This is a genomic window from Gordonia sp. HS-NH1, from assembly GCF_001418765.1.
GTDB lineage: Bacteria > Actinomycetota > Actinomycetes > Mycobacteriales > Mycobacteriaceae > Gordonia.
The window spans coordinates 27628-50738 of record NZ_LIYC01000005.1 but is presented as its reverse complement, the minus strand read 5'-3'; the positions used below and the strand labels follow the sequence as shown (position 1 = coordinate 50738).

The 23111-nt window shown below is 65.8% G+C and carries 16 protein-coding genes and 1 tRNA gene; 14 read left to right on the top strand and 3 right to left on the bottom strand.

Going from position 1 to position 23111, the window contains the following annotated elements; translation table 11 throughout:
• Positions 1 to 65: 65 nt before the first annotated feature.
• The 8 genes from AMD30_RS05890 (at position 66) to AMD30_RS24960 (ending at position 11491) form a co-directional block, all read left to right on the top strand.
• Positions 66 to 1592, top strand: coding sequence for an MFS transporter (locus AMD30_RS05890; RefSeq protein ID WP_055475007.1), 1527 nt, complete (start codon positions 66 to 68; stop codon positions 1590 to 1592).
• Between the two features lie 79 nt (positions 1593 to 1671).
• Positions 1672 to 2862 carry an exonuclease SbcCD subunit D gene (locus AMD30_RS05885; RefSeq protein ID WP_055475006.1) on the top strand — a complete coding sequence of 397 codons (1191 nt, stop codon included), beginning with the start codon at positions 1672 to 1674 and terminating at the stop codon, positions 2860 to 2862.
• On the top strand, positions 2859 to 5840 hold the full coding sequence (locus AMD30_RS05880; RefSeq protein ID WP_055475005.1) for an AAA family ATPase: 2982 nt from the start codon (positions 2859 to 2861) through the stop codon (positions 5838 to 5840). The genes AMD30_RS05885 and AMD30_RS05880 overlap by 4 nt, the downstream gene beginning before the upstream one ends.
• A 56-nt stretch (positions 5841 to 5896) precedes the next feature.
• Positions 5897 to 5972, top strand: a tRNA-Arg gene (locus AMD30_RS05875).
• A gap of 309 nt (positions 5973 to 6281) precedes the next feature.
• Positions 6282 to 7568 (top strand): hypothetical protein, encoded by a 1287-nt coding sequence (locus AMD30_RS24970; protein ID WP_156354180.1) that lies wholly within the window; start codon positions 6282 to 6284, stop codon positions 7566 to 7568.
• An 8-nt stretch (positions 7569 to 7576) separates the two neighbouring features.
• Positions 7577 to 8557 carry a phosphoribosyltransferase-like protein gene (locus tag AMD30_RS05870; RefSeq protein ID WP_055475004.1) on the top strand — a complete coding sequence of 327 codons (981 nt, stop codon included), beginning with the start codon at positions 7577 to 7579 and terminating at the stop codon, positions 8555 to 8557.
• A complete protein-coding gene (locus tag AMD30_RS24965; RefSeq protein ID WP_156354178.1) occupies positions 8557 to 10530 on the top strand; it encodes an ORC-CDC6 family AAA ATPase in 1974 nt (657 codons plus the stop codon). The genes AMD30_RS05870 and AMD30_RS24965 overlap by 1 nt, the downstream gene beginning before the upstream one ends.
• A 16-nt stretch (positions 10531 to 10546) precedes the next feature.
• The gene (locus AMD30_RS24960) at positions 10547 to 11491 is read left to right on the top strand and encodes a hypothetical protein (protein WP_156354176.1); all 945 of its coding nucleotides are present in this window, start codon (positions 10547 to 10549) and stop codon (positions 11489 to 11491) included.
• Here AMD30_RS24960 and AMD30_RS05865 read toward each other — a convergent pair.
• The 3 genes from AMD30_RS05865 to AMD30_RS05855 all read right to left on the bottom strand — a co-directional run bounded on the left by AMD30_RS05865 (position 11488) and on the right by AMD30_RS05855 (position 13774).
• On the bottom strand, positions 11488 to 11943 hold the full coding sequence (locus AMD30_RS05865) for an SAM-dependent methyltransferase (RefSeq protein ID WP_055475003.1): 456 nt from the start codon (positions 11941 to 11943) through the stop codon (positions 11488 to 11490). The two genes, AMD30_RS24960 and AMD30_RS05865, sit on opposite strands and share 4 nt — an antisense overlap.
• A 13-nt stretch (positions 11944 to 11956) precedes the next feature.
• Positions 11957 to 12865, bottom strand: coding sequence for a DUF305 domain-containing protein (locus tag AMD30_RS05860; RefSeq protein ID WP_055475002.1), 909 nt, complete (start codon positions 12863 to 12865; stop codon positions 11957 to 11959).
• Positions 12866 to 12949: 84 nt separating this feature from the next.
• Entirely contained in the window at positions 12950 to 13774 is an 825-nt protein-coding gene (locus tag AMD30_RS05855) for a DUF3105 domain-containing protein (RefSeq protein WP_010842963.1), read from the bottom strand.
• A gap of 151 nt (positions 13775 to 13925) precedes the next feature.
• Here AMD30_RS05855 and argS point away from each other — a divergent pair, with 151 nt between their 5' ends.
• From argS to rho, 6 genes are all read left to right on the top strand, one after another.
• On the top strand, positions 13926 to 15578 hold the full coding sequence (gene argS, locus AMD30_RS05850; RefSeq protein ID WP_055475001.1) for an arginine--tRNA ligase: 1653 nt from the start codon (positions 13926 to 13928) through the stop codon (positions 15576 to 15578).
• A complete protein-coding gene (lysA, locus tag AMD30_RS05845; protein WP_055475000.1) occupies positions 15575 to 16996 on the top strand; it encodes a diaminopimelate decarboxylase in 1422 nt (473 codons plus the stop codon). The genes argS and lysA overlap by 4 nt, the downstream gene beginning before the upstream one ends.
• Positions 16993 to 18333 (top strand): homoserine dehydrogenase, encoded by a 1341-nt coding sequence (locus AMD30_RS05840; RefSeq protein WP_010842966.1) that lies wholly within the window; start codon positions 16993 to 16995, stop codon positions 18331 to 18333. The genes lysA and AMD30_RS05840 overlap by 4 nt, the downstream gene beginning before the upstream one ends.
• Positions 18326 to 19411, top strand: coding sequence for a threonine synthase (thrC, locus tag AMD30_RS05835; RefSeq protein ID WP_010842967.1), 1086 nt, complete (start codon positions 18326 to 18328; stop codon positions 19409 to 19411). Before AMD30_RS05840 ends, thrC begins: the two co-directional genes overlap by 8 nt.
• Entirely contained in the window at positions 19392 to 20402 is a 1011-nt protein-coding gene (gene thrB, locus AMD30_RS05830) for a homoserine kinase (RefSeq protein WP_044506418.1), read from the top strand. The genes thrC and thrB overlap by 20 nt, the downstream gene beginning before the upstream one ends.
• Positions 20403 to 20741: 339 nt before the next feature.
• Complete coding sequence (gene rho / locus AMD30_RS05825; RefSeq protein ID WP_055474999.1) at positions 20742 to 22859, top strand: transcription termination factor Rho; 2118 nt, start codon at positions 20742 to 20744, stop codon at positions 22857 to 22859.
• Positions 22860 to 23111 lie beyond the last annotated feature (252 nt).

Below are 23111 nucleotides of genomic sequence, written 5' to 3'. Positions count from 1 at the left end.
GCTGTGGCGCCGGACCCCGCGTCGTGCGGGTCGTGGCTGAAACGGACAGGTCTAGCATCGGGGAAATGCGATCGAGCGACGCCACCCGCGGCGAGAACGCGGGTACCGACGAGATGGTCACGACCCGACCGTGGGCCGCGATGCTGGCGCTCTGCGTGGGCTTCTTCATGATCCTCGTCGACATGACGATCGTGGCGGTCGCGCAGCCGCGCATCCAGGCCGATCTCGACACGAACGTCAACGGCGTCGTCTGGGTCACCAGCGCGTACCTGCTCACCTACGCGGTGCCACTGCTGATCACCGGCCGCCTGGGCGACAAGTTCGGTCCCAAGACGATGTATCAGATCGGTCTCGCGGTGTTCACCGTCGCCAGTCTCTGGTGCGGACTGTCGTCGTCGATCGGTGAGTTGATCGGGGCGCGCGCCCTGCAGGGTGTCGGCGCAGCGCTCATCACCCCGCAGACGATGGCGCTCATCACGCGCATCTTCCCGGCCGAGAAGCGCGGAGCGGCAATGGGTGTGTGGGGCACCGTCGCCGGTGTCGCGACACTCGTCGGACCGCTGCTCGGCGGTGTCCTGACCGACGCGTTCGGCTGGGAGTGGATCTTCTTCATCAACCTGCCGGTCGGCGTCGTCGGCCTCGTCCTCGCCGCCGTTCTCGTCCCCCGGGTCGAGACCAACGACCACCAGTTCGACTGGATCGGCGTCGCGCTGTCCGCCGTCGGTCTGTCCGCGCTGGTGTTCGGCATCCAGGAAGGCGAGACCTTCGACTGGGACGCCTGGATCTGGCTCCTCATCGTCGGTGGTCTGGTGATCCTCGGGGTCTTCGTCTACTGGCAGTCCCGGATTCGCACGGAGCCGCTGCTCCCGTTGTCACTGTTCCGCGACCGCAACTTCTCGCTGTCGACGATCGGCATCGCCTCGATGGGTTTCGCGGTGTCGGGGTTGATGATCCCGCTGACCTTCTTCCTCCAGCTCGTCGGCGGGATGTCGCCGACAGAGTCGGCGGTCGTCCTGGTGCCCATGGCCGTGCTGACCGGCGTCCTGGCCCCGTTCGTGGGTCGGATGGTCGACCGCGTCCATCCACGCACGATCGTCTCCTCGGCGTTGTTGCTGAATGCGATCGCCATCGCGTGGCTGGGCTTCGTGGCGCGTCCGGAGACCCCGGTCTGGCTGATCGTCGTCCCGCTGTGCCTGATGGGTGTCGCCTCGGCCGGCATCTGGGCGCCGCTGGCGGCGACGGCCACGCGCAACCTGCCGTGGCACCAGGCCGGCGCCGGTGCCGGTGTGTACAACACGCTGCGGGTCATCGGCTCGGTGTTGGGGTCGGCCATGATCGGGGCGCTCCTGCAGACCCGGCTCGCGGCCGAGCTGCCCGGGGTCGATGCCGAGAACGCGCAGGACGGCGGGACGGGCCAGCTGCCGGAGTTCCTCCGCGAGGGCTTCGCCACCGCGATGGGCCAGTCGCTGTACCTACCGGCCGCCGCGCTGCTGATCGGTGTCGTCGCGACGTTCTTCTTCGTCCGTCCCGCGCACCAGAACGTCCCACCGCAGGTCGTCGACCCGCAGGCCGTGGTCACCGACGCCCGGTAGCGGACCCGACCGCCCGGGTCGGGGTCGCCGAGAGCGCGCGTCCCACGATCTGTCGGGACCCGACCGTAAGGTTGCGCCCATGCGCATCGTGCACACCTCCGACTGGCACCTGGGCCGGACGTTCCACGGGGTCGAGCTGCTCGCCGACCAGCGCCGCGCGCTGTCCCACCTGGCCGAGCTCGTCGCCGCGGAGTCCGCGGACGTCGTGATCGTCGCCGGGGACGTCTACGACCGGTCGGTCCCGTCCGCGGACGCGGTCCGGGTCTACGACGAGGGGCTGGCCGAGATCGCCGCTGCGGGAGCGCAGATCGTCGTCACGTCGGGCAATCACGATTCGCCCACCCGCCTCGGTGCCGGCTCCGGGTTCGCGGCCGCCGGCGGACTGCACCTTCGGACCTCGATCGCCGACATCGACCGGCCGGTCGTGCTCGCGGACACCCACGGAGATGTCGCGATCTACGGCATCCCGTATCTCGAACCCGACACCGCCCGCCGCCACCTCGGCGTCGAGTCGGTCGGCGGCCACACCGCCGTGCTCGACGCCGCGATGGCGCGGGTCCGTGCCGACCTCGCCGCCCGCCGGGTGCGGTCCGTGGTGGTGGCGCACGCCTTCGTCAGCGGGGCCGCGGCCTCCGGGTCGGAGCGTTCGATCAGTGTGGGCGGTGTCGAAACCGTTCCCGCCGAGACGTTCTCGGGTGCCGACTACGTCGCGCTCGGGCATCTGCACTCACCGCAGCGCGTCACCGACACCGTCCGCTACAGCGGTTCTCTGCTTCCGTACTCCTTCGGCGAACGAACCCATCGCAAGGCGGCGCTGGTGGTCGATCTCGACGCCGGCGGTGTCGCGGAGGTCCGGGCCCGCGAGCTGCCCGTCGTCCGCGAACTGAGTTCTCTCACCGGCGTTCTCGCCGATCTGCTGACCGACGACCGGTTCGGTGAGGCGCAGGACCACTATGTCGAGGTGACGCTGACCGACCCGGTCCGCCCCACCGACGCGATGCGACGCCTGCGCGAGCGTTTCCCCTTCGCGGTCCATGTGCAGTGGGAGCGTCCGCACTCCGGCATCGGCGTCGACTACCGGTCCCGTGTGCGTGGGCGCACCGACGCCGAGATCGTCGCCTCGTTCATCTCCGACGTGCGCGACGAACCGACGAAGGGGGAGCGGGTTCTCCTCGAGCGCGCACTCCGCGCCGTCGTCGGCGAACCCGAGTCCGACGCCGCCGAACTGACCCTCTTCGACATCGAGGCGATCATCGCGGAGTCCGCATGAGGCTGCACCGCTTGCGCGTCCGTGCGTTCGGTCCCTTCGCCGAGGAGATCACCGTCGACTTCGACGACCTCGGCGGTGACGGACTGTTCCTGTTGCACGGACAGACCGGCGCGGGTAAGACCACGGTCCTCGATGCCGTCGCCTTCGCGCTGTTCGGGAGGGTCCCGGGCGTGCGCGACGTCAACCGGCGACTGCATTCGGATCACGCAGCGGCCGACGAGGTCCCGGAGGTCGAGCTGGAGGCGACGATTGCGTCCCGGCGGCTCCGGATCACGCGGTCGCCCGAGCACGAGCGACCCAAGAAGCGCGGGGGCGGCACCCGCAGGGTGAACGCTCGGGCGACGCTGACGTGGGTCGACGGGTCGGGGCCCGACCTGACCCGTATCCCCGAGATCGGTGACGCGGTGGTACGGCTGCTGGGCATGAGCGCCGACCAGTTCTTCCAGGTCGTGCTGCTGCCCCAGGGCGACTTCGCGCGGTTTCTGCGGGCGCACTCCGACGAGCGGGAAGCGTTGCTGGAGAGGCTGTTCGACACCGAACGATTCGGTGACCTGGAGGAGTGGCTGCGCGAACGGTCTCGGGAGAGCGCGGCCACGCTGACCGGTCAGACCGCGGTGCTCGACCGGATCGCCGGCCAGATCGTCGCGGTCGGCGGTGCCGAGCCGATCGCCGAGCCCGACTTCGACTGGGCGCAGGAATGTCTCGAGCGTGCGCGGGTGGCCGCGGAACGCACCCTCGTCGAATCGGGTGCGGCGCAGGCCGCGGCAGACCAGGCCCAGGCCGCGTACGAGAGCGGGAGCCGGGTCGCCGAGCTGCGTCGCCGGGGGCGTGCGGCCACGGAGCGCCTCGCCCGGCTTGCCGAGGGTGAGCAGGCGCTTGCGGACGCGGGCCGGGCACGCCGCCTCGCTCTGCGGGCCGCACCGATCGTTCCGCTCGCCGACGACTCCGATCGTGCGGTGCGCGATCTGACGGTCGCAGAGCAGGCCGTTGCGGGTGCCCGCGCCGAACTGGGCCGGTTGCCGGAGGGCGAGGTCCTGTGTGCCGTCGACACGGACGAGGACCTCGACGCGCTCCTGGATGCGGCGATCGACCGCTGGACCGAGGAATCGGGGCGCTGGGAACCGCTTGCCGAGCGGATCGCACAGCGGCCTGCGCTGGTCACCGAGATCGATGCACTCGATGCCACCATCTCCGACGCCGAACGCCGGGTCGCGCGGACACGGGAGTCGCTCGAGGCCGCGCCGGGTCGGCGTGCCGAGGCCGCCGGTGCGCTGCGCGCGGCCGAGGACCTTCGCCTGCAGGCCCCGAAGCTGCGGGCCGAGCGTGACGGACTCCGCCGTGTCCGCGACGCCCTGACCGACCGGGACGAGGTCCTGGTCCGGCTCGTCGCCGCCGAGAAGGAGCTGCTCGACGCCCGTGATGCGCATGCCGCCGCCCGCGAGCGGGTGCTCGACGCGCGGGAGCGTCGCCTCGCCGGGATGGCGGTGGAGCTGGCCGGCGAACTCGTCGACGGTGAGGCGTGCGTCGTGTGCGGTTCGGTCGCACACCCGCGGCCCGCCACCGCCGACGACCCCGACGGGACGGTCGCCGATGAAGAAGAGGCGGCCGAAGCCGAAGAGCGTGCGAGTGCGATCAAGGCCATCGCCCAATCCGCGGTCGCCGCACTCGGCGAGCGTCGCGTGCATCTCGACGCCGTCATCGGCGGCGCCGACCCCGAGGCCGTCGACGCCGACCTGGCCCGGGTGAGCGCCGATCTCGCGGCCGCCGAGCGTGCCGCGTCACGAGTGCCTGCACTGCAGAAGGCCGTCGATCGGGTCGACGCCGAGATCGATGCGTGGCGCACCACCATCGCCGACACCGAGTCGGCCCAGTCCGCCCGGCGCGAGCGCCTGAACTCGTTGCGGCAGAACCTCACCGAGCTCGATTCCGCGGTCCGCGAAGCGACCGGCGGGCGCGGAGGCGTCGCCGAGCGCCGCCGCGAACTCGCCGAACTGGTTCGCCGTACACGTCGTCTCCGCGACGCCCGGCAGGAGGCCGCGCGTGCGCGGGACCGGGTCGCCGGAGCAACGGCCCGGCTGTCCGCGGCCTGCCTCGATGCCGGTTTCGACGATCTCGCCGCGGTTCGCGCGGCGTTCGCCCCGGACACCCAGATCGCGGCGTGGGACACGATGTTGCAGGAGGCGGCGAGTCTGCGCGCCGCGGCGGAGGAGACCCTCGCCGACGACGACGTGCGGGCCGCGATGTCGGCCCCCGAGCCGGATCTCGAACGGCTGACGGTGGAGCGTGAGGCCGCTCGCCGGCGCCTCGAGACCGCGGCGAAGGAACACGCCGTCACCGCTCGACAGGCCGCCGGTCTGGAGGAGTACGTCACCCAGTTCTGGGCGGCTCTCGACGCGCTGGCGCCGATGCAGGAACGCCACGCCGAACTCCAGGGACTGGCCGAACTGGTCAGCGGACGCGGACAGAATTCTCGGCGGATGTCGCTGCGGTCGTATGTGCTGGCCGCACGCCTCGACGAGGTCCTCGTCGCCGCGTCCGGCCGGCTCCGCGAAATGTCCTCGGGTCGTTACGAGTTCGTCCACACCGACGCGGCTGGTGTCCGGGGCCGGCGCGGCGGCCTGGGCATCGAGGTGCGCGACGAGTACACCGGCGCGCTCCGCGCGACGACGACGTTGTCGGGCGGGGAGACGTTCTTCGCGTCGCTGGCTCTCGCGCTCGGACTCGCCGACGTCGTCTCCGCGGAGTCGGGCGGACGGGTGCTCGACACCATCTTCATCGACGAGGGGTTCGGCACCCTCGATCCCGAGGCGCTCGACCTCGTGATGGGCGTCCTGGACGATCTGCGGACCGGTGGGCGCGTCGTCGGCGTCGTGAGCCACGTCGACGAACTCCGGGCGCGAATCCCGGCCCAGCTGCACGTCTTGCGCGGCGAGCACGGGTCGTCGGTGCGCGTGCAGAGCCCCCTCGGCGTGTCGTGAGCTGCCCGATTGGGCTGCCGGGCGAACCGTGCGCTAGGCTGAGTCCCGCCCGATGAGCCCCCGTAGCTCAGGGGATAGAGCGTCTGCCTCCGGAGCAGAAGGCCGCAGGTTCGAATCCTGCCGGGGGCACCATTGCAGGAGCCTTCCCCTTGAAGCTTGAACGAGCCACCCCTTACTTCACGCTGGAAGTGGGACATGAGCTGTACTCGACGGACTGTTTGACGTCGCTCAAGTTGCTGGCGACACACACGTACGGGTCTCGAAGTGGCGCTGAATTGGCGTTGTCGTGAGAACATGCCCGAATGAGCGACTTACATATGGACGCGGACTTTCGAGCAAGCGTGCTCGGACTTGCGCAGCGATGTGACGAGAACGGCCTGGCTCAAAGCGCGCTCCGCAGACTAGCATGACGAGCGCATCCCGTCTCAGGATGGCACAGTAATGTCGCTCCTCCAGCGAGGGGAACACGCGGCGTGCAAATACACCGAGAAGTTCGCGCACTTGTTGAACTCCTACAACGGCGACCCATTAGACGTGAGCTTCCGCGAGCTGGTCGGGCCGCTCCCCTCAGACGACCTGACGCACAGCGTGTACCCCTACCCCGCACGACTTCTCAGACAGATCCCGAGAATGCTTTTGCGTTGTGAGCAGATAGTCGCTGACATAGACCACGTTATCGATCCATTTTGTGGGTCTGGCACCGTGCTTCTAGAGGCTCAACGAGCCGGATTCGGCGCCACCGGAATAGAGCAGAACCCGATTGGTGCTTTGGCCTCGAAGGTGAAAACCACACCGATCAACAGCAAGTCGTTTGAGTCGCTCTGCCGTGAAGTGCTCAAGGAGGCGAAGCGGACGCGCAAATATCTTGAACCAAGCGCCTATGTGACCAAATGGTACTCGCCCGAGGCCTACTCGGCGTTGTGTCGCTTAGCGTCGGTTATTCGCGAAGACTCAGGACCACACCACGCTGCGGTCGAATTGACATTGGCTCTGACCGCCAGGCGGACAGCATGCACAGATCGAAGAATTCCGGTACCCGTGCGTCCCAGACATCCTATTGGGTATTCGGGACAGGATGTTTGGGAATCCTGGGAGCGGGAGGCGTCAGCGTTAGCGCGTCGGATCGAGACGCTAGATGGTTCGCTGCCCACCGCGACGGTGACTGTTGGAGACACGCGCAGAGAAAGCTCATGGTCGCAGGCTCCGGCGTCTGGGCGATCTCTGGTGATCACCAGCCCACCATACGGCGCGGCGCAGAAATACATCAGAAGTTCGAGCCTAGAACTTGGGTGGCTGGGTCTTTCAGATTCCAAAGGCACCGTGAAACTTGAACACAGTAGTATTGGTCGCGAACATCTATCGCGCGCAGATAAACTTGCCCAGCAAAATATCAGTAACCACAGAGTGGTAAGCATTCTCAATGATATCCGGCTTGTTTCACCCACGCGAGCCGCGATATATGCAACCTATTTCAGCGACATGGAAAGCGCCCTACGTCACTTTAAGGTGCATGCAATGCGCGTGGTCTTAGTATCAGGCACAAATACGGTTGCGGGGCTGGAGATCGCTACACACGAACTGCTGGGGGAGCTGCTATCAAATTATGGGTTCAGAAAAGAATTAAGTCTTCGAGATGAAATTCGGGGTCGCGCGCTGCTGACTAAACGGAGGGCTAGCGCTGCACCAGCCCGAGCCGAATACATCGACGTATTTGAGTTTGGACAATAGGAGTCTTCATGGAGAACCGGTTCGGCTTGGTTGATACCTCGGACGAAGAGCGTCTAATGAGTCGTATCAGAGTGCTTTCAAATGAGGTCTGGGACGGACGGGTCACCGGAGCCGATGTCGACCGATGGCTTAGCAACTTTAACGGCAGGGCGTTCGAAGTCGAAAAGGAACGCGTCCACGCCCTGCAGCTCTTGGCTAATTTCGACTTCTTCAATGTAGAGACTATACGCGGTATGCTGAAGTCAATGTATCGAGATTTGTATAGATATCCGCTGATTCAAGAGCTGCGGGAGCATCTGGGCGGCACCAGAGATCAAGCGCTTCTCGAACCGGAGTTTCAGCGCGAATTGCAGGCGACCCGTTTTCTGGGAATGGGTAACCCTTCCGAAAGCGGCGCGCACCTTTTGTACTACTTCCGTCAAATCAATCGACTTAGTAAGACTCTATTCATTCACCAACACGAAATCCTTAAGAAGGCCCCAGGCGAGCCAGACAACGCGGTCGCAATTGCCGGTCTGAAGAGATTAGTATTTATCGACGACATTATGGGTTCAGGGACCCAAGCCAGGGAGTACAGTGACAAGTTATTGAAATATGTGCGTGCTGCTGACAATGGGTCGGAAGACCCGATCGAAATCTGGTACTTCACACTCTTCGCGCGGCCCGACGCGATGAGACGAGTTCGAGAACTTCCATTCGACTGCGTTGAGGCGGTGCACGAGATAGACGACGCAGAGAGAGCTTTTTCTCCACATTCGCGAGTTTACAGAACGTGCCCCGACAGTGTGACCATGGAAGATGGCCACCACTTCGCGAAAAAGTACGGTGAGCTCTTGGTCCCACCCTTCCCCTGCGGGTATAAGGATGGGCAATTGTTGTTAGGGTTCGAGCACAACGTGCCAGACAACACGCTACCTGTGTTTTGGGTGAACGAAACATCGGTCGATTGGGAGCCGGTTTTTCCGCGTTTCAACAAGGTGCTTAACTAATGCGAAGAAACCCGTTTGAGGTCACCAAGGCAGTAGACTTTACGGACCAGGAGATTGCAGCCCGTTTCGTCAGCTTCTCGCATGCGACCTACCCGCTTGTTGATCCTCGTAGTTCGATTACCCAGTACTTGGTAGGCGGCAAAGGTGGCGGACGAACGCATCTCATGCGCCACTATTCCTATAGCTTGCAAAAGTCTCGAGCCAAGGGCTCAATTCTCGCGCGCCTTGAGTACGAAGGGTATGTAGGAATCTACGCGCCTGCTAGCGGGCTCGACGGTAGCAGGTTCGAAGGCGGGCGAATCGGTGAAGAGGCATGGAGAGCGGTCTTCGCACAGTGGCTGGAGGTGCGGCTTGCGCTCTTGCTCTTTGACGTGCTTGCTGACATTCAGAAAGCTGAATCACCCTGGAGTATATCCGCACTCCGAAAGTTCGCGGCCGGAGTATCTGAGCTGGTCGAAGGTCTGGAGCCAATGGGCCACGAAGACGTTCTCGATGGTGTCCGGGTTTCCCTCACGGCTCTGCAACGTTCGATCGATAGTGCAGTCAACAATGCGCCGCTAACACGCGAGCTCAACTTAAAGGTCGCTTTCAATCCCGGTTCATTAATTTTTGGCATAGGGACACTTTTGCAGAGCACGTTGGTAGGTTTCGAGAACGTCCGGATTACGTACATGTTGGACGAACTCGAGAATTTGACCGCAAGTCAACAAATGTTTGTAAATACGCTCGTGCGTGAAAAGAAGCTGCCTACTTCTTTCCTCATCGGCGCTAGGGAGTGGGGTATCCGAACCCACAGAACTCTTAGTGCAGGCGAAGAGAACAAGGAAGGGAGCGAGTTTAGCAAGATCGTCCCCGAGAATGCATATAGTGAGGGAGGTGTCACCTATCGAACTTTCTGTATCGAGATGATAAGCAAACGTCTAAGCGAGACTAGTACGGCTGTGCAGGATACGCCAGCATGGATTGAAAAGCTCGATTCTGACAACTCGTTTAATAGCATAAACGATCAGCTCTTGGAAGTAATGGGAGCAAACGAGCCGCGCTATTTGATTAATCTGCGTAAAGCCATAACAAGCGTCGCGGGGAATAGGCAACTCGCAGAGGACGCTGTAGCCGCAGTCCGTTTTGAAGGTTTTCCTCTGGTAGAGAAGCTTGCTATATTGCGTGCATATCAGAGGTGGAGTCAGAACAAATTGCTGTCGCTAAGTCATTTTACTAGCGCAAGGGAGTTCGTTGAACCTCTTGTGGTGGGCGAGCACGTTTCAACGCAACTGAGGAATTTTCTGGGTCTTTGGCGGCAAGATTTGATTGCGCAAGTCTACGATGACTATTCTGTCGATCTGCCATATGCCGGTATCGACTCCCTTATCTCAATGTCGGGTTTCTTGCCGCGGAGCCTCCTTGTAATTCTGAAGGCAATTACCACACGCGCGGAGTGGCGCGGAATCGATCCGTTTGGCGGGCCCGAGACTATCTCAGTTGCTACGCAGTCAGCAGGTGTGCGCGAGGCATCTGCCTGGTATCTAAATGATGTACGTCCGCTTGGTCAAGCAGGTACTAATTGTGATCGAGCGATCCGCAGATTTGGTACTTTACTGCACGAAGTACGCTACTCGGATAAACCCGCGGAGGTCAGCCTGACGACGTTCTCTTCGAATCTAGAAGGCGTGGACGATAGCACAATTGAGGTAATTCGTGACTGTGTGAAGTACCGCATGTTGATTGAAGTCTCGGGTGGCCGGCGGGCGAGAAACCGCGGTCCGGTCCATCACAAGTATCAATTACATCCGATGCTGGCCCCATTCTTCGGCCTCGGTTTCGGAAGACGGGGTGACCTAACGCTCGCCGGGCATGAGGTGTTGACTCTTTTTTCGCCAGATGTAGAGGAGTCCGCGTTCAGAAAGATGGTAAAGGAGAAAACCGGTCCGATGAACGCGCCATTCACGAAACCTGAAGCTGGATATCTGTTCTGATATGTACGATTACAGTGTGTTCAAGCGGCGTCGGTTGACCCACTCCGATGTTTCGGGCTTGTCGTTCGACCTTTTTCTGTCTGCGTATAACGGATCGGAGCGGGTAAAGACGCTGTTCGAGCTTGCGCGTGCCGTTGAGAAACGGTGGCTCGTGCACCACGAGTACGAGTACTCGGATTCTGAGGTGCCCACGATGAGTTGGAAAACTGATCCACTGGAGTCTGAGATAGATTCCTGGGAGCGCTGTATACGGGATCTTGGCTTAACGCCGGATAAGCGTATTGGTATTGACATCACTGGGATGATGCGGCCCCACCTTTTGCTCCTTCCTCTAATGTTATTTCGCGCGGGGTTTACGGAAGTTTCCGTTTTCTATTCGGATCCGGTCGCGTATGTTTCAGGTCAGGAGACGACCTTCACTAGGGGTCCGGTTGAGCGAGTAGCTGTGGTACCGGGTTATGGGGGTGTGCAGTCGGCTTCGATCGACTCGCGGGACTGTCTTGTGATCGGCGCTGGCTACGACCACAGCCTCGTGAAGGCTATCGCTGAGTCAAAGAGTAAAGCTGAGCATTACCTGCTTGTGGGAATGCCGGGACTTCAACCTCATATGTATCAGGAAAGTGTCTATCGTATATCCCAGGCGAAAGAAGCGATCAATGAGTTTCGGTCGCGCAGTCTGCTATTCGCTCCGGCTAATAATCCATTCATGACCGCGCAGGTGTTAAGTGATCATATTTCGTCGATCCGCAAAAAAGGTGTATCTGGGAATGTGTACCTTGCGCCGGTTGGTCCTAAGTCTCAGGTTCTCGGGTTCGCTTGGTACTACCTATGCGAGGGTTTTGACTCCCCGCTTAGTGTTATTTTTCCTTACGCGCAGCGCTACAGTAGAGAAACGTCTACTGGGAGTGGCGCTATTCATGAGTATAAGTTAGAGCTAGACGCGCTAACGATTGATCGCTAGGTTGGTACGTCGCGACCAGGACCAGTGCGAGGTGGTAACCCGACACGTCGCAACGGGTCACCGCCGTCCACGAACAGCTCGCCGCCCGGTCGCAGCGCACGGGCCACGGCCTGCACGGCCGCGTCGTAGAGCTCGGGGTGTCGCCCGTCGAGTGCGCCGACCCGCAGCGCGAAGGCCACGTCGAACGGGATGCGGTCACCCAGTACGAAGTCCTCGATCGCGCCGCATTCGAAGTCGAGCGGGTCCGGGCGCAGCCCGTCGGCGAGCGCGGTACGACGCGCGGCGCTCACGGCCCGCGACGACCGGTCGATGCCCAGCACGAATCCGTCGGGGCCCACGCGCCGCGCCACCTCGCGTGCCGCTGCCCCGGGCCCGCAGCCGATCTCGAGGACTCGCAGACCGGGGGTCAGGGGCAGTGCGTCGACCGCGGCGGCGAGTCGTGGTGAGAGCACGTCGCGGCGCTGCTCAGTTCATCGGAAGCGGTTGTGCACCACGCAGTGCCAACATCTGGGTGATGATGGCGATCTCCTTGTCCTGGGTTCGCTTCATGCTCGACGCCAGGTCGCGGACGTAGGCCTGCTCGACGTTCGCCGGGTCCGCGGCGTACTCCATCATGTGCAGACCGCCCTCGTGGTGGCGCAGCATCAGCTGCAGGAACCGGATGTCCACCTCGGGACCCCGCATCGCGCGGAACTGCTCCATCTCCGTCGACGTCGCCATACCCGGCATCGCCGGTTGCTCGGCGTCGGACTCGGGCGCACCCGAAGCGGGCGCGCCGGACGTCGGCATCGGCATGTCCCCGTGATCCATGTCGCCGTGATCCATGTCGCCGTGGTCCATGTCCCCGTGGCCGCCGTCTCCGTGGTCCATGCTGCCGTGATCATGACCGCCCTCGGTGTGATCCGCGGGATCGGAATGGTCGTGTCCCTCGGTGTCCGACCCCCCGTGGCCCATCCAGGCCATGGTCGCCCCGGGGTTGGTGACGGGCCGGCCCCATCGCGACAGCCACGACTGCATCTGGCCGATCTCGTTGCTCTGGGCGGTGAGGATGTCGAACGCCATGCTCCGCACCTCGGGGTCGGTGCCGTGTTCGAGTTCGATGGCCGCCAGTTCCACTCCCTGCTCGTGGTGGCGGGTCATGTCCTGGGCGAATCCGACAGCCGCCGAGTTCGCGGCGGGCGAGTCCTCGCCGGTGGGGTCCTCAGCGAGGCTCGCCTGGATGAGCAGGCCGAGGCCGACACCGAAGAGAAGCAGCGCCGCCCCGCCCAGCGCGAGCAGGATCCGGGGACGCGACGACGTCTCGACAGCGTCGTCAGTTGCCACGGAAGTCGTTGTGTCGTCCGGGGTTTCGGGACGATCGCTGCTGTCGGTCATCGCTGGGTCCTCGTCGTTCGTCAGGCCGGGGTCGTCTCGTCGGGCCGGGCCGGTGGCCGGACTGATGTTCGGGTGTGAACCGCGTCAGCCCGCGGGCGTCGGGGCGCCGCTGCCGCCGTCCATCGGGACCGCATCGGGGCCGGGCTCGCCCTGGTCGGCCGGCGGAGGATTCGACGGATCGAACCCGGGGATGGCGGTACAGGTGGCCTGGGTCTCCGGGTAGGCGGCGGTCTGCGGATTCTCCGGGTAGACACCGGGCATCATGTTGCGGCGCAACGCGGTGATGAACTGGTTGACACGCGGGTCGCCGGCGGAGTCCAGCTTGAGCTGGTGGCCCCAGCTCTGCAGGGACAGCGGCTTGTCGAGTCCGGGGTAGGGCGACAGGAACAGGTACTGCTCACCGCGGACGAGCTGCTTGAGGTAGTCGAGGTCCTCCGGGGAGATCGTGTCCGGGTTGTAGGTGATCCACACCGCGCCGTGTTCGAGCGCGTGAACGGCGTTCTCCGAGCGCAGCGGATTCGGGTAGACGACGCCGGTGCAGGTCGCCCAGATCTCGTCATGGGGACCACCGAACGGCGGCGATTGGTCATAGGCGACGCGCTGGTCGGCCGTGACGTGGCGGGCGGCCTCGTAGTACCGCTTCGTCACACCGGGGATGTCGGACGCCGGGTCCGGCTTCTGCGGGGTGGGCACGAACTCCGACACCGACTCGACGGCGACGTCGTCCTTCTGTTCGGCGCGCTGCTCGTTGAACTTGGGGACGAGGTAGATCGCGAGACCCGCGATGAGACCGATGACCACCACGACGGCACCGATCAGCATCCAGTCGATTTGCCGTCCCGTCGCCGAGGGAACCGAGCCTGCTCGTTTGCGGGACTTGGGGACGTTCGCCCCTGGTTTGCGCGCCATTGACTTCTTTCCTCATCCGACTGCGGGCGCCGGGCGGGCGGGCGGAATGCCCCGGCACGCGCTCGGCGCCCACGAGTGTACTGGTGGGCCCCGTGGGTCGAGCGGGGTGCGATTGTCGGTGATCAGGCAACGGCCAATAGGATGATGTCCTGTGACTCCCGCCGACCTGGCCGCGCTGCTGCGCGCCGTGACCCTGACCGTGGTCCGTGACCGCGGACTGGACGAGAACCTGGTGCCCGACTCCATCGTCGTCGAGCGCCCCCGTCACGCTGACCACGGCGACTACTCCACCAACGTCGCCCTGCAGATGGGCAAGCGACTCGGCGTGAACCCGCGCGAACTCGCGGGCTGGCTCGCGGAGGCCTTCGCGGATGCCGAGGGCATCTCCAAGACCGAGGTCGCCGGTCCGGGATTCGTCAACGTCTGGCTCGGTGCCGCCGCGCAGAACACCGTCGTCGCAGCCGTGCTCGCGCGCGGTGCGGACTACGGCCGTGGGAACGAGTTCGCCGGGTCGGTCATCAACCTCGAATTCGTCTCGGCCAACCCGACCGGACCCATCCATCTCGGCGGTACACGCTGGGCCGCCGTCGGTGACGCACTCGGACGTGTTCTCGCCGCCCGTGGCGGAGCGGTCACGCGGGAGTACTACTTCAACGACCACGGCGCCCAGATCGACCGGTTCGCCCGGTCGCTGGAGGCGGCCGCACTGGGTGAGGAGACCCCGGAGGACGGGTACGCGGGCGATTACATCGCCGACATCGCCGCCAAGGTCGTCGAGGCGGCCCCCGACGTCCTGTCGCTGCCCGAGGCCGATCGGCTCGAGACGTTCCGCTCGGTCGGGGTGGACCTGATGTTCACCCACATCAAGCAGAGCCTGCACGACTTCGGCACCGACTTCGACGTCTTCACCCACGAGGACAAGATGTTCGCCACCGGACTGGTCGACGAGTGCATCGACGAGCTCAAGGCCAACGGAAACCTCTACGAGAAGGACGGCGCGTGGTGGCTGCGGTCCACCGAGTTCGGTGACGACAAGGACCGGGTCGTCCTCAAGAGCGATGGCAACGCGGCCTACATCGCGGGCGACATCGCCTACTACCGGGACAAGCGCAACCGCGGGTTCAACCTCTGCATCTACATGCTCGGTGCGGACCATCACGGCTACATCAGCCGTCTCAAGGCGGCCGCCGCGGCGCTCGGCGACGACCCGGCCACCGTCGAGGTGCTGATCGGTCAGATGGTCAACCTCGTCCGCGACGGCAAGCCGGTGCGCATGAGCAAGCGTGCGGGCACGGTGATCACCCTCGACGACCTCGTCGACGCGGTGGGTGTCGACGGCGCCCGCTACTCCCTCATCCGTTCCTCCGTCGACGTCAACATCGACATCGACCTGGATCTGCTGACCAAGCAGTCCAACGACAATCCGGTGTACTACGTGCAGTACGCCCACGCGCGGATGTCGGCGCTGGCCCGCAACGCCGCCGATCTGGGCGTCGTGTCGTCGCTGGACCATCTCGACCTGCTCGACGATCCCGCCGAGGGCGAACTGATCCGCACCATCGGCGATTTCGACGATGTCGTCGCAACGGCGGCCACCCTGCGGGAACCGCACCGGGTGTGCCGCTATCTCGAGGTCCTCGCCGGCACCTACCACCGCTTCTACGCCAAGTGCCGCGTCTTGCCGCAGGGCGACGAGAAGCCCGCGGACATCCACCGTGCCCGACTCGCCCTGTGCGAGGCCACCCGTCAGGTCCTCGCCAACGGCCTCGGCCTGGTCGGCGTCACCGCACCGGAGCAGATGTGAACGCGCACCCGGCCGGTCCCCGGCACGCCGAACTGCTGGCCGCGCCACACCTCGCCGAGCGCCCGAACGACCCGGCCGTGCTCGCGGCGATCCCCGCGCAGGTGTGGCCGCGCAACGCATCTCGCGACGACTCGGGTGAACTGCGGCTCGCCGGTGTGCCGGTGAGTGAGCTCGCCGAGGAGTTCGGGACACCCGCATTCTTCGTCGACGAGGCCGACTTCCGGTCGCGCTGCCGGGACATGATGGCCGCGTTCGGTCCGTATGGACGAGTGCACTACGCGTCAAAAGCGTTCCTGTGCACCGAGATCGCCCGCTGGGTGGACGACGAAGGGTTGTCGCTCGACGTCTGCAGCGGCGGCGAACTCGCCATCGCGCTGCGCGCCGGTTTCCCGCCGGAGCGGATCGCGTTGCACGGCAACAACAAGAGCGTCGACGAACTGCGCGCCGCGGTCGACGCCGGGATCGGGCACGTCGTCCTCGACTCGATGATCGAGATCGAGCGGCTCGACGCCGTGGCCCGCGAGCGCGGTGTCGTCGCCGACGTGCTGGTCCGCGTGACCGTCGGTGTCGAGGCGCACACCCACGAGTTCATCTCGACCGCACACGAAGACCAGAAGTTCGGGTTCTCACTCGCCGGCGGAGTCGCGATGGAGGCCATCCGACGCGTGTTCGCCACCGACAACCTGAGGCTCGTGGGTCTGCACAGCCACATCGGTTCGCAGATCTTCGACATGGACGGCTTCGAACTGGCCGCCCATCGTGTGCTCGGACTGCTCCGCGATGTGGTGGGCGAGTTCGGCGTCGAGAAGACCTCGCAGATGTCGATCGTCGATCTCGGTGGGGGACTGGGGATCTCGTATCTTCCCGAGGAGCGACCGCTGCCGGTTGCGAAGGTGGCGGAGACCCTGGCCGCGATCGTCGAACGGGAGTCGGCGGCCGTCGGTCTGCCGATGCCGATCATCGCGGTCGAACCCGGCCGCGCCATCGCCGGTCCGGGTACGGTCACCCTCTATCGCGTCGGCACCGTGAAAGACGTGGCACTCGGCGGTGGGGCCGTACGACGCTATGTCTCGGTCGACGGCGGCATGAGCGACAACATCCGCACCGTCCTCTACGACGCCGAATACGACGTACGGCTCGTGTCGCGGGTGTCGCAGGCGCGCGCCGTGGTCTGTCGCGTCGTCGGAAAGCACTGCGAGAGCGGCGACATCGTCATCAAGGACTGCTGGCTACCAGAGGATCTCGGGCCCGGGGACCTGATCGCGGTCGCGGCCACCGGCGCCTACTGCTACTCGATGTCGAGCCGCTACAACATGACCATGAGACCGCCCGTGGTGGCGGTGGCCGACGGAAACGCTCGGTTGCTGCTCCGCCGGGAGACCATCGAAGACTTCCTCAGCCTGGAGGTGGGCCAGTGACCGGATCAGTGGAGAACACCAGCGGCGCAACCGAGGTGGACACGCGCACCATCGGTGTAGCGGTGCTCGGAATGGGCAACGTGGGCGCCGAGGTGGTGCGCATCATCACCGACAACGCCGATGATCTCCGTGCGCGCGTCGGGGCGCCGGTGGAGATCCGCGGGGTCGCGGTGCGCGATCTGGGGCGCCCGCGCAAGATCGCGCAGGAGTTGCTGACCGACGACCCCGCATCCCTCGTCGCCCGCGACGACGTCGACATCGTCGTCGAGCTGATGGGTGGCATCGATCCGGCCCGCGGTCTGATCCGCTCCGCGCTCGAGAGCGGGAAATCGGTGGTCACCGCCAACAAGGCGCTGCTCTCGGAGTACACCGGCGAACTCGCGACCGCCGCGGCCGAGGCCAAGGTGGACCTCTACTTCGAGGCCGCGGTCGCCGGTGCCATCCCGGTCATCCGGCCGCTGATGCAGTCGCTCGCGGGCGACACCGTGGAGCAGGTCAACGGAATCGTCAACGGCACCACCAACTTCATCCTCTCCGCGATGGACGAGACAGGCGCCGACTACGCCGACACCCTCGCCGAGGCCGGGCGGCTCGGATACGCCGAAGCCGACCCGACAGCCGATGTCGAGGGCTACGACGCCGCGGCGAAGGCGGCCATCCTCGCCTCGATCGCCTTCCACACCCGGGTGACGGCAGCCGACGTCCACCGCGAGGGGATCTCGTCGGTCACCGCCGCCGACCTGGTCGCGGCCAAGAAGTTCGACTGCACGATCAAGCTGCTCTCGATCTGTGAGCGGGTCCGCGATGCCAGTGGCTCGCAGCGCATCTCCGCGCGCGTGTACCCCGCGCTCATTCCGCTGACCCACCCGCTGGCGACGGTGAACGGCGCGTTCAACGCCGTCGTCGTGGAGGCCGAGAACGCCGGGCGGCTGATGTTCTACGGCCAGGGCGCGGGAGGTGCGCCGACGGCGTCGGCCGTTCTCGGCGACATGGTCATGGCCGCTCGCAACCGCGTGCACGGAGGCCGAGGACCCCTCGAGTCGACCTACGCCTCGCTGCCCGTCGCCCCGATCGACGACGTCCTCACCCGCTACTACATCTCCATGCGGGTGGAGGACCGGCCGGGTGTGCTCGCACAGGTGGCCGGCGAGTTCACCAAGCGGTCGGTGAGCATCGCCGCGGTGCGCCAGGAGGGCGCGGGCGACGACGCCCGGCTGATCGTGGTGACCCACCGCGCGCCCGACCGTGCGCAATCGGATTGTGTTGCGGCGCTTGAAGACATGGACGCCGTCATCAAGGTGTCGAGTGTGTTGCGATTGGAAGGTACCGATGACTGAAGCGACTTCTACGCCCGTCCACCGCGCGTGGCCCGGCCTGATCGAGGCATACCGGTCGCGGCTGCCCGTCGGCGACGACTGGAAGGTCGTCACGCTGCTCGAGGGCGGCACCCCGCTGATCAGCGCGCCGCACCTGTCGTCGCTGACCGGGTGCGAGGTGTACCTGAAGGTCGAGGGCCTCAACCCGACCGGCTCGTTCAAGGACCGCGGGATGACGATGGCCGTCAGCAATGCGGTCAACAACGGCAAGACCGCGGTCCTGTGCGCCTCGACCGGCAACACCTCCGCGTCGGCCGCCGCCTACGCCACCCGGGCCGGCATCACCTGCGCGGTGCTGATCCCGCAGGGCAAGATCGCGATGGGCAAGCTCGCGCAGGCGGTCATGCACGGCGCCAAGATCATCCAGGTCGAGGGCAACTTCGACGACTGCCTCGAGCTCGCGCGCAAGGCCACCTCCGAGTTCACCGAGATCGAGCTCGTCAATTCGGTGAATCCGGCGCGGATCGAGGGCCAGAAGACCGCCGCGTTCGAGATCGTCGACGTCCTGGGCCGCGCCCCCGACGTCCACGCGCTGCCGGTCGGGAACGCGGGCAACATCACCGCGTACTGGAAGGGCTACACCGAATACCACGCGGACGGTGTCTCGTCGTCGGTGCCGCGCATGCTCGGCGTGCAGGCTGCGGGCGCCGCGCCGCTGGTGAACGGTGCCCCGGTGAAGGACCCGGAGACCATCGCCACCGCCATCCGCATCGGGTCCCCGGCCAGCTGGAACCAGGCCGTCGCGGCGAAAGAGGAGTCGCACGGCCAGTTCCGCGCGGCCACCGACGAGAAACTGCTCGAGGCCTACCGCCTGGTCGCAGGCAAGGAGGGCGTGTTCGTCGAGCCGGCCTCGGCTGCCAGCGTCGCGGGTCTGCTCGCGGCCAGCGCCGATGGCTGGATCGAGCCGGGATCGACCGTGGTGTGCACGGTGACCGGCAACGGCCTGAAGGACCCCGATACCGCCCTGGCGGGCATCCCGGAGGTCGAGGCCATTCCGGTGGACCCGGTGGCGGTCGCGAATGCTCTCGGTGTCGGCTGACGGGCCCGGCCGTCCGGTCGTCGGATCGGACGCCGACGGCGACGTGACCGGTTCCGCATCCGCGGCGGGTACGGTGCCGGTCGGGTTGTCGACGAGGGTCCGGGTGCCGGCGTCGAGTGCCAACCTCGGGCCCGGATTCGACTGTCTGGGAATGGCTCTGGGGATCTACGACGAGGTGGTCGTCGAGACCGTAGAAGAGGGTGTCGCCCTCGAGGTCGAGGGGGAGGGTGCCGGTGACGTGCCCCGCGACGCATCGCACCTCGTCGTGCGCGCGCTCAACCGTGGACTGGCACACGCCGGTCTCCGCGCACCCGGGCTGAAGTTGCGCTGCATCAACCAGATCCCGCACTCCCGGGGTCTGGGGTCGTCCGCCGCCGCCGCGGTCTCGGGTCTGGCCGCCGCGTCGGGACTGATCACCGCCGCCGGTCTCGGACCCGGACTGTCGCTCGACGAACTGGTACAGCTGTCCAGCGAATTCGAGGGCCATCCCGACAACGCCGCCGCGAGTGTGCTCGGCTCGGCGGTCCTCACGTGGACCGAATCCGCCGACGGGGTCGCGTCGTATCACGCACACCGGCTCACCGTGCATCCCGACATCTGTGCGACCGTCTTCGTCCCCGACACCGAATCGTCGACGTCCTTCACCCGCGGACTGCTGCCGGATGCGGTCCCGCGTGCCGACGCCGTGTTCAACCTGAGCCGTTCGGCGCTCGCGGTGGTGGCGCTGACGGCCGACCCACGCAACCTCATGGCCGCGTCCCAGGACCGCCTGCACCAGCCGTACCGTGCTTCGGCGATGGCGCCGACGAGCGACCTCGTCACCGCCCTGCGAGCCCGCGGACACGCCGCGACGGTGTCCGGAGCCGGGCCGACCGTCCTCGTGCTCGGTACCGCGCCGGTACCGTCGGACATCCGCCAGCTGGCGCAGGGCCTCGGATTCGAGGCCCGTTCGGTGGCCGTCGCCGGCGGAGTCGAGATCTCCGTCGGCTGACCGGTGTCGTACGCCGGTGGATTCGCCGGCCGTCGCACGTTCGTTTGGCGCTACCGGCGTGTTGCCCCTATCATGCGAACGGGGTTACCATATTCTGGTCTAGCCGCGCAGGCTTGTCCTGCCGCTTCTCATCCTTCACCGATCGGAGATGACCGGCTGTGTATCCGGGCCGGGGTCATGGATCTCTGTCGACGGTGCCGAAGCGCAGGTGTTTCCGAGCTCGCTCGCAGCGGACCGCACATTCTCACCGTCCACCGCGGACGGACTCCCTGACGCACAGACGCAGGGAAACGTAGACCTCACGCAGTTCTCGTCTGCGGGAGGAACGAAAGGACTTCCGTGACCGATACGGACCTGATCACCGCACCTGCCGAGCAGGAATCCGCGGGTTCGGCCGGCCCCGACTCGGGACGACCGGCGACCAAGACACGTGCACGCACCGGCCTGTCCGGCATGGTGCTCAGCGAACTCCGGACCGTCGCCGGTGAACTCGGCATCAAGGGCACATCCGGGATGCGCAAGGGCGATCTGATCGCCGCCATCAAGGAGCGCCAGGCCGGCGGCGACGCCCCGGCCGCGAAGAGCGGCCCGACGCGGTCGAAGGCGGGCTCGTCGAAGCCTGCTGCGGCCGACGAGCAGCTGACCATCGGCGGCGACTCCCCGGCTCCCGCCGGTGGCGAGACGGCCGAGAAGGCCGACGCTCCCCGCGGGACGCGCACTCAGCGCGGTGCCGGCCGGAAGGCTGCCGATGCTCCGATCACCGCCGAGGCGCCGGCCGGCGACAGCACGCCTGCCGACAACAAGACCGACAGCCCCAGCACCGATGGCGTCGCCAAGAACGCGACGACATCCGACGCCCCGGCCGCAGATGCCGCCAAGGGCGGCAGTGCCCCCGAGGCCGACTCGACGGAGGCCGGCGCGGGTCGTGACCGGCGTCGCGGGCGCGACGGCGCGGGCGACGCCGCAGCCGACTCCGACGGTGGTGAGCAGCGCACTCGTCGCAACCGCAACCAGAACCGCGACAACCAGAACCGCGATGGCGGTCAGAATCGCGACAACCAGAATCGCGACAACCAGAATCGCGACGGGGGCGGCCAGAACCGCGACAAGCAGAATCGCGACGGGGGCGGTCAGAACCGCGACAACCAGAATCGCGACAACCAGAATCGCGATGGCGGTCAGAATCGCGACGGGGGCCAGGACCGCGATGACGACGGGGAGGGCGGCGGTCGCCGGCGTGGTCGCCGGTTCCGTGAGCGTCGCCGTGGCCAGAACCGCGACACCCCGAACGAGCCGCAGGTCTCCGACGACGACGTGTTGCAGCCCGTCGCCGGCATCCTCGACGTGCTCGACAACTACGCCTTCGTTCGCACGTCGGGTTATCTCGCGGGGCCGAACGACGTCTATGTGTCGATGAACCTCGTTCGCAAGAACGGACTTCGACGCGGCGACGCGATCACCGGCGCGGTGAAGGTGCCGCGCGAGGGCGACCAGCAGAACCAGCGCCAGAAGTTCAATCCGCTGGTGCGGCTGGACACCATCAACGGCGGCGACGTCGAGACCGCCAAGCGCCGCCCCGAGTTCAACAAGCTCACGCCGCTGTACCCGAACCAGCGCCTGCGGCTGGAGACCACTCCCGAGCGGCTCGACACCCGTGTGATCGACCTGATCATGCCGATCGGCAAGGGGCAGCGCGCCCTGATCGTGTCGCCCCCCAAGGCCGGTAAGACGACGATCCTGCAGGACATCGCCAACGCGATCGCCACCAACAACCCCGAATGCCACCTCATGGTCGTCCTCGTCGACGAGCGTCCCGAGGAGGTCACCGACATGCAGCGTTCGGTCAAGGGCGAGGTCATCGCGTCGACGTTCGATCGGCCGCCGTCAGATCACACCTCGGTGTCCGAGCTCGCGATCGAACGCGCCAAGCGACTGGTCGAGAGCGGCAAAGACGTTGTGGTGCTGCTGGACTCGATCACGCGACTGGGTCGTGCGTACAACAACGCATCGCCCGCGTCGGGCCGAATCCTGTCGGGTGGTGTCGATTCGACCGCGCTGTACCCGCCGAAGCGGTTCCTCGGCGCGGCGCGCAACATCGAGAACGGCGGATCGCTCACGATCATCGCGTCTGCGCTCGTCGAGACCGGCTCGACCGGCGACACCGTGATCTTCGAGGAGTTCAAGGGCACGGGCAATGCCGAGCTGAAGCTCGACCGCAAGATCTCCGAGCGTCGGGTGTTCCCGGCCGTGGACGTGAACCTGTCGAGTACCCGTAAGGACGAGTTGCTGCTGTCGCCCGAGGAGTTCTCCATCGTGCACAAGCTGCGTCGCGTGCTCTCGGGTCTCGATTCCCAGCAGGCCATCGATCTGCTCCTCAGCCAGCTGAAGAAGACCAAGACCAACATGGAGTTCCTGATGTCGGTGCAGAAGACCGCACCGGGTGCGGGCAACGACTGAGTTCGTCCGGCACTCTCGCGACACGGCCCCGACCCGCGCTCACCGCGGATCGGGGCCGTGTCTCGTACCTGGTCCCTGAGGAGCCCCAGAGCTTACGGAGGGGCGTCACCCCTTGCTCCCTGAGGAGCCCCGGAGCTTACGGAGGGGCGTCACCCCTTGCTCCCTGAGGAGCCCCGGAGCTTACGGAGGGGCGTCAGCCGTTGCCCCCTGAGGAGCCCCGGAGCTTGCGGAGTCGCGTCAGCCGTTGCTCCC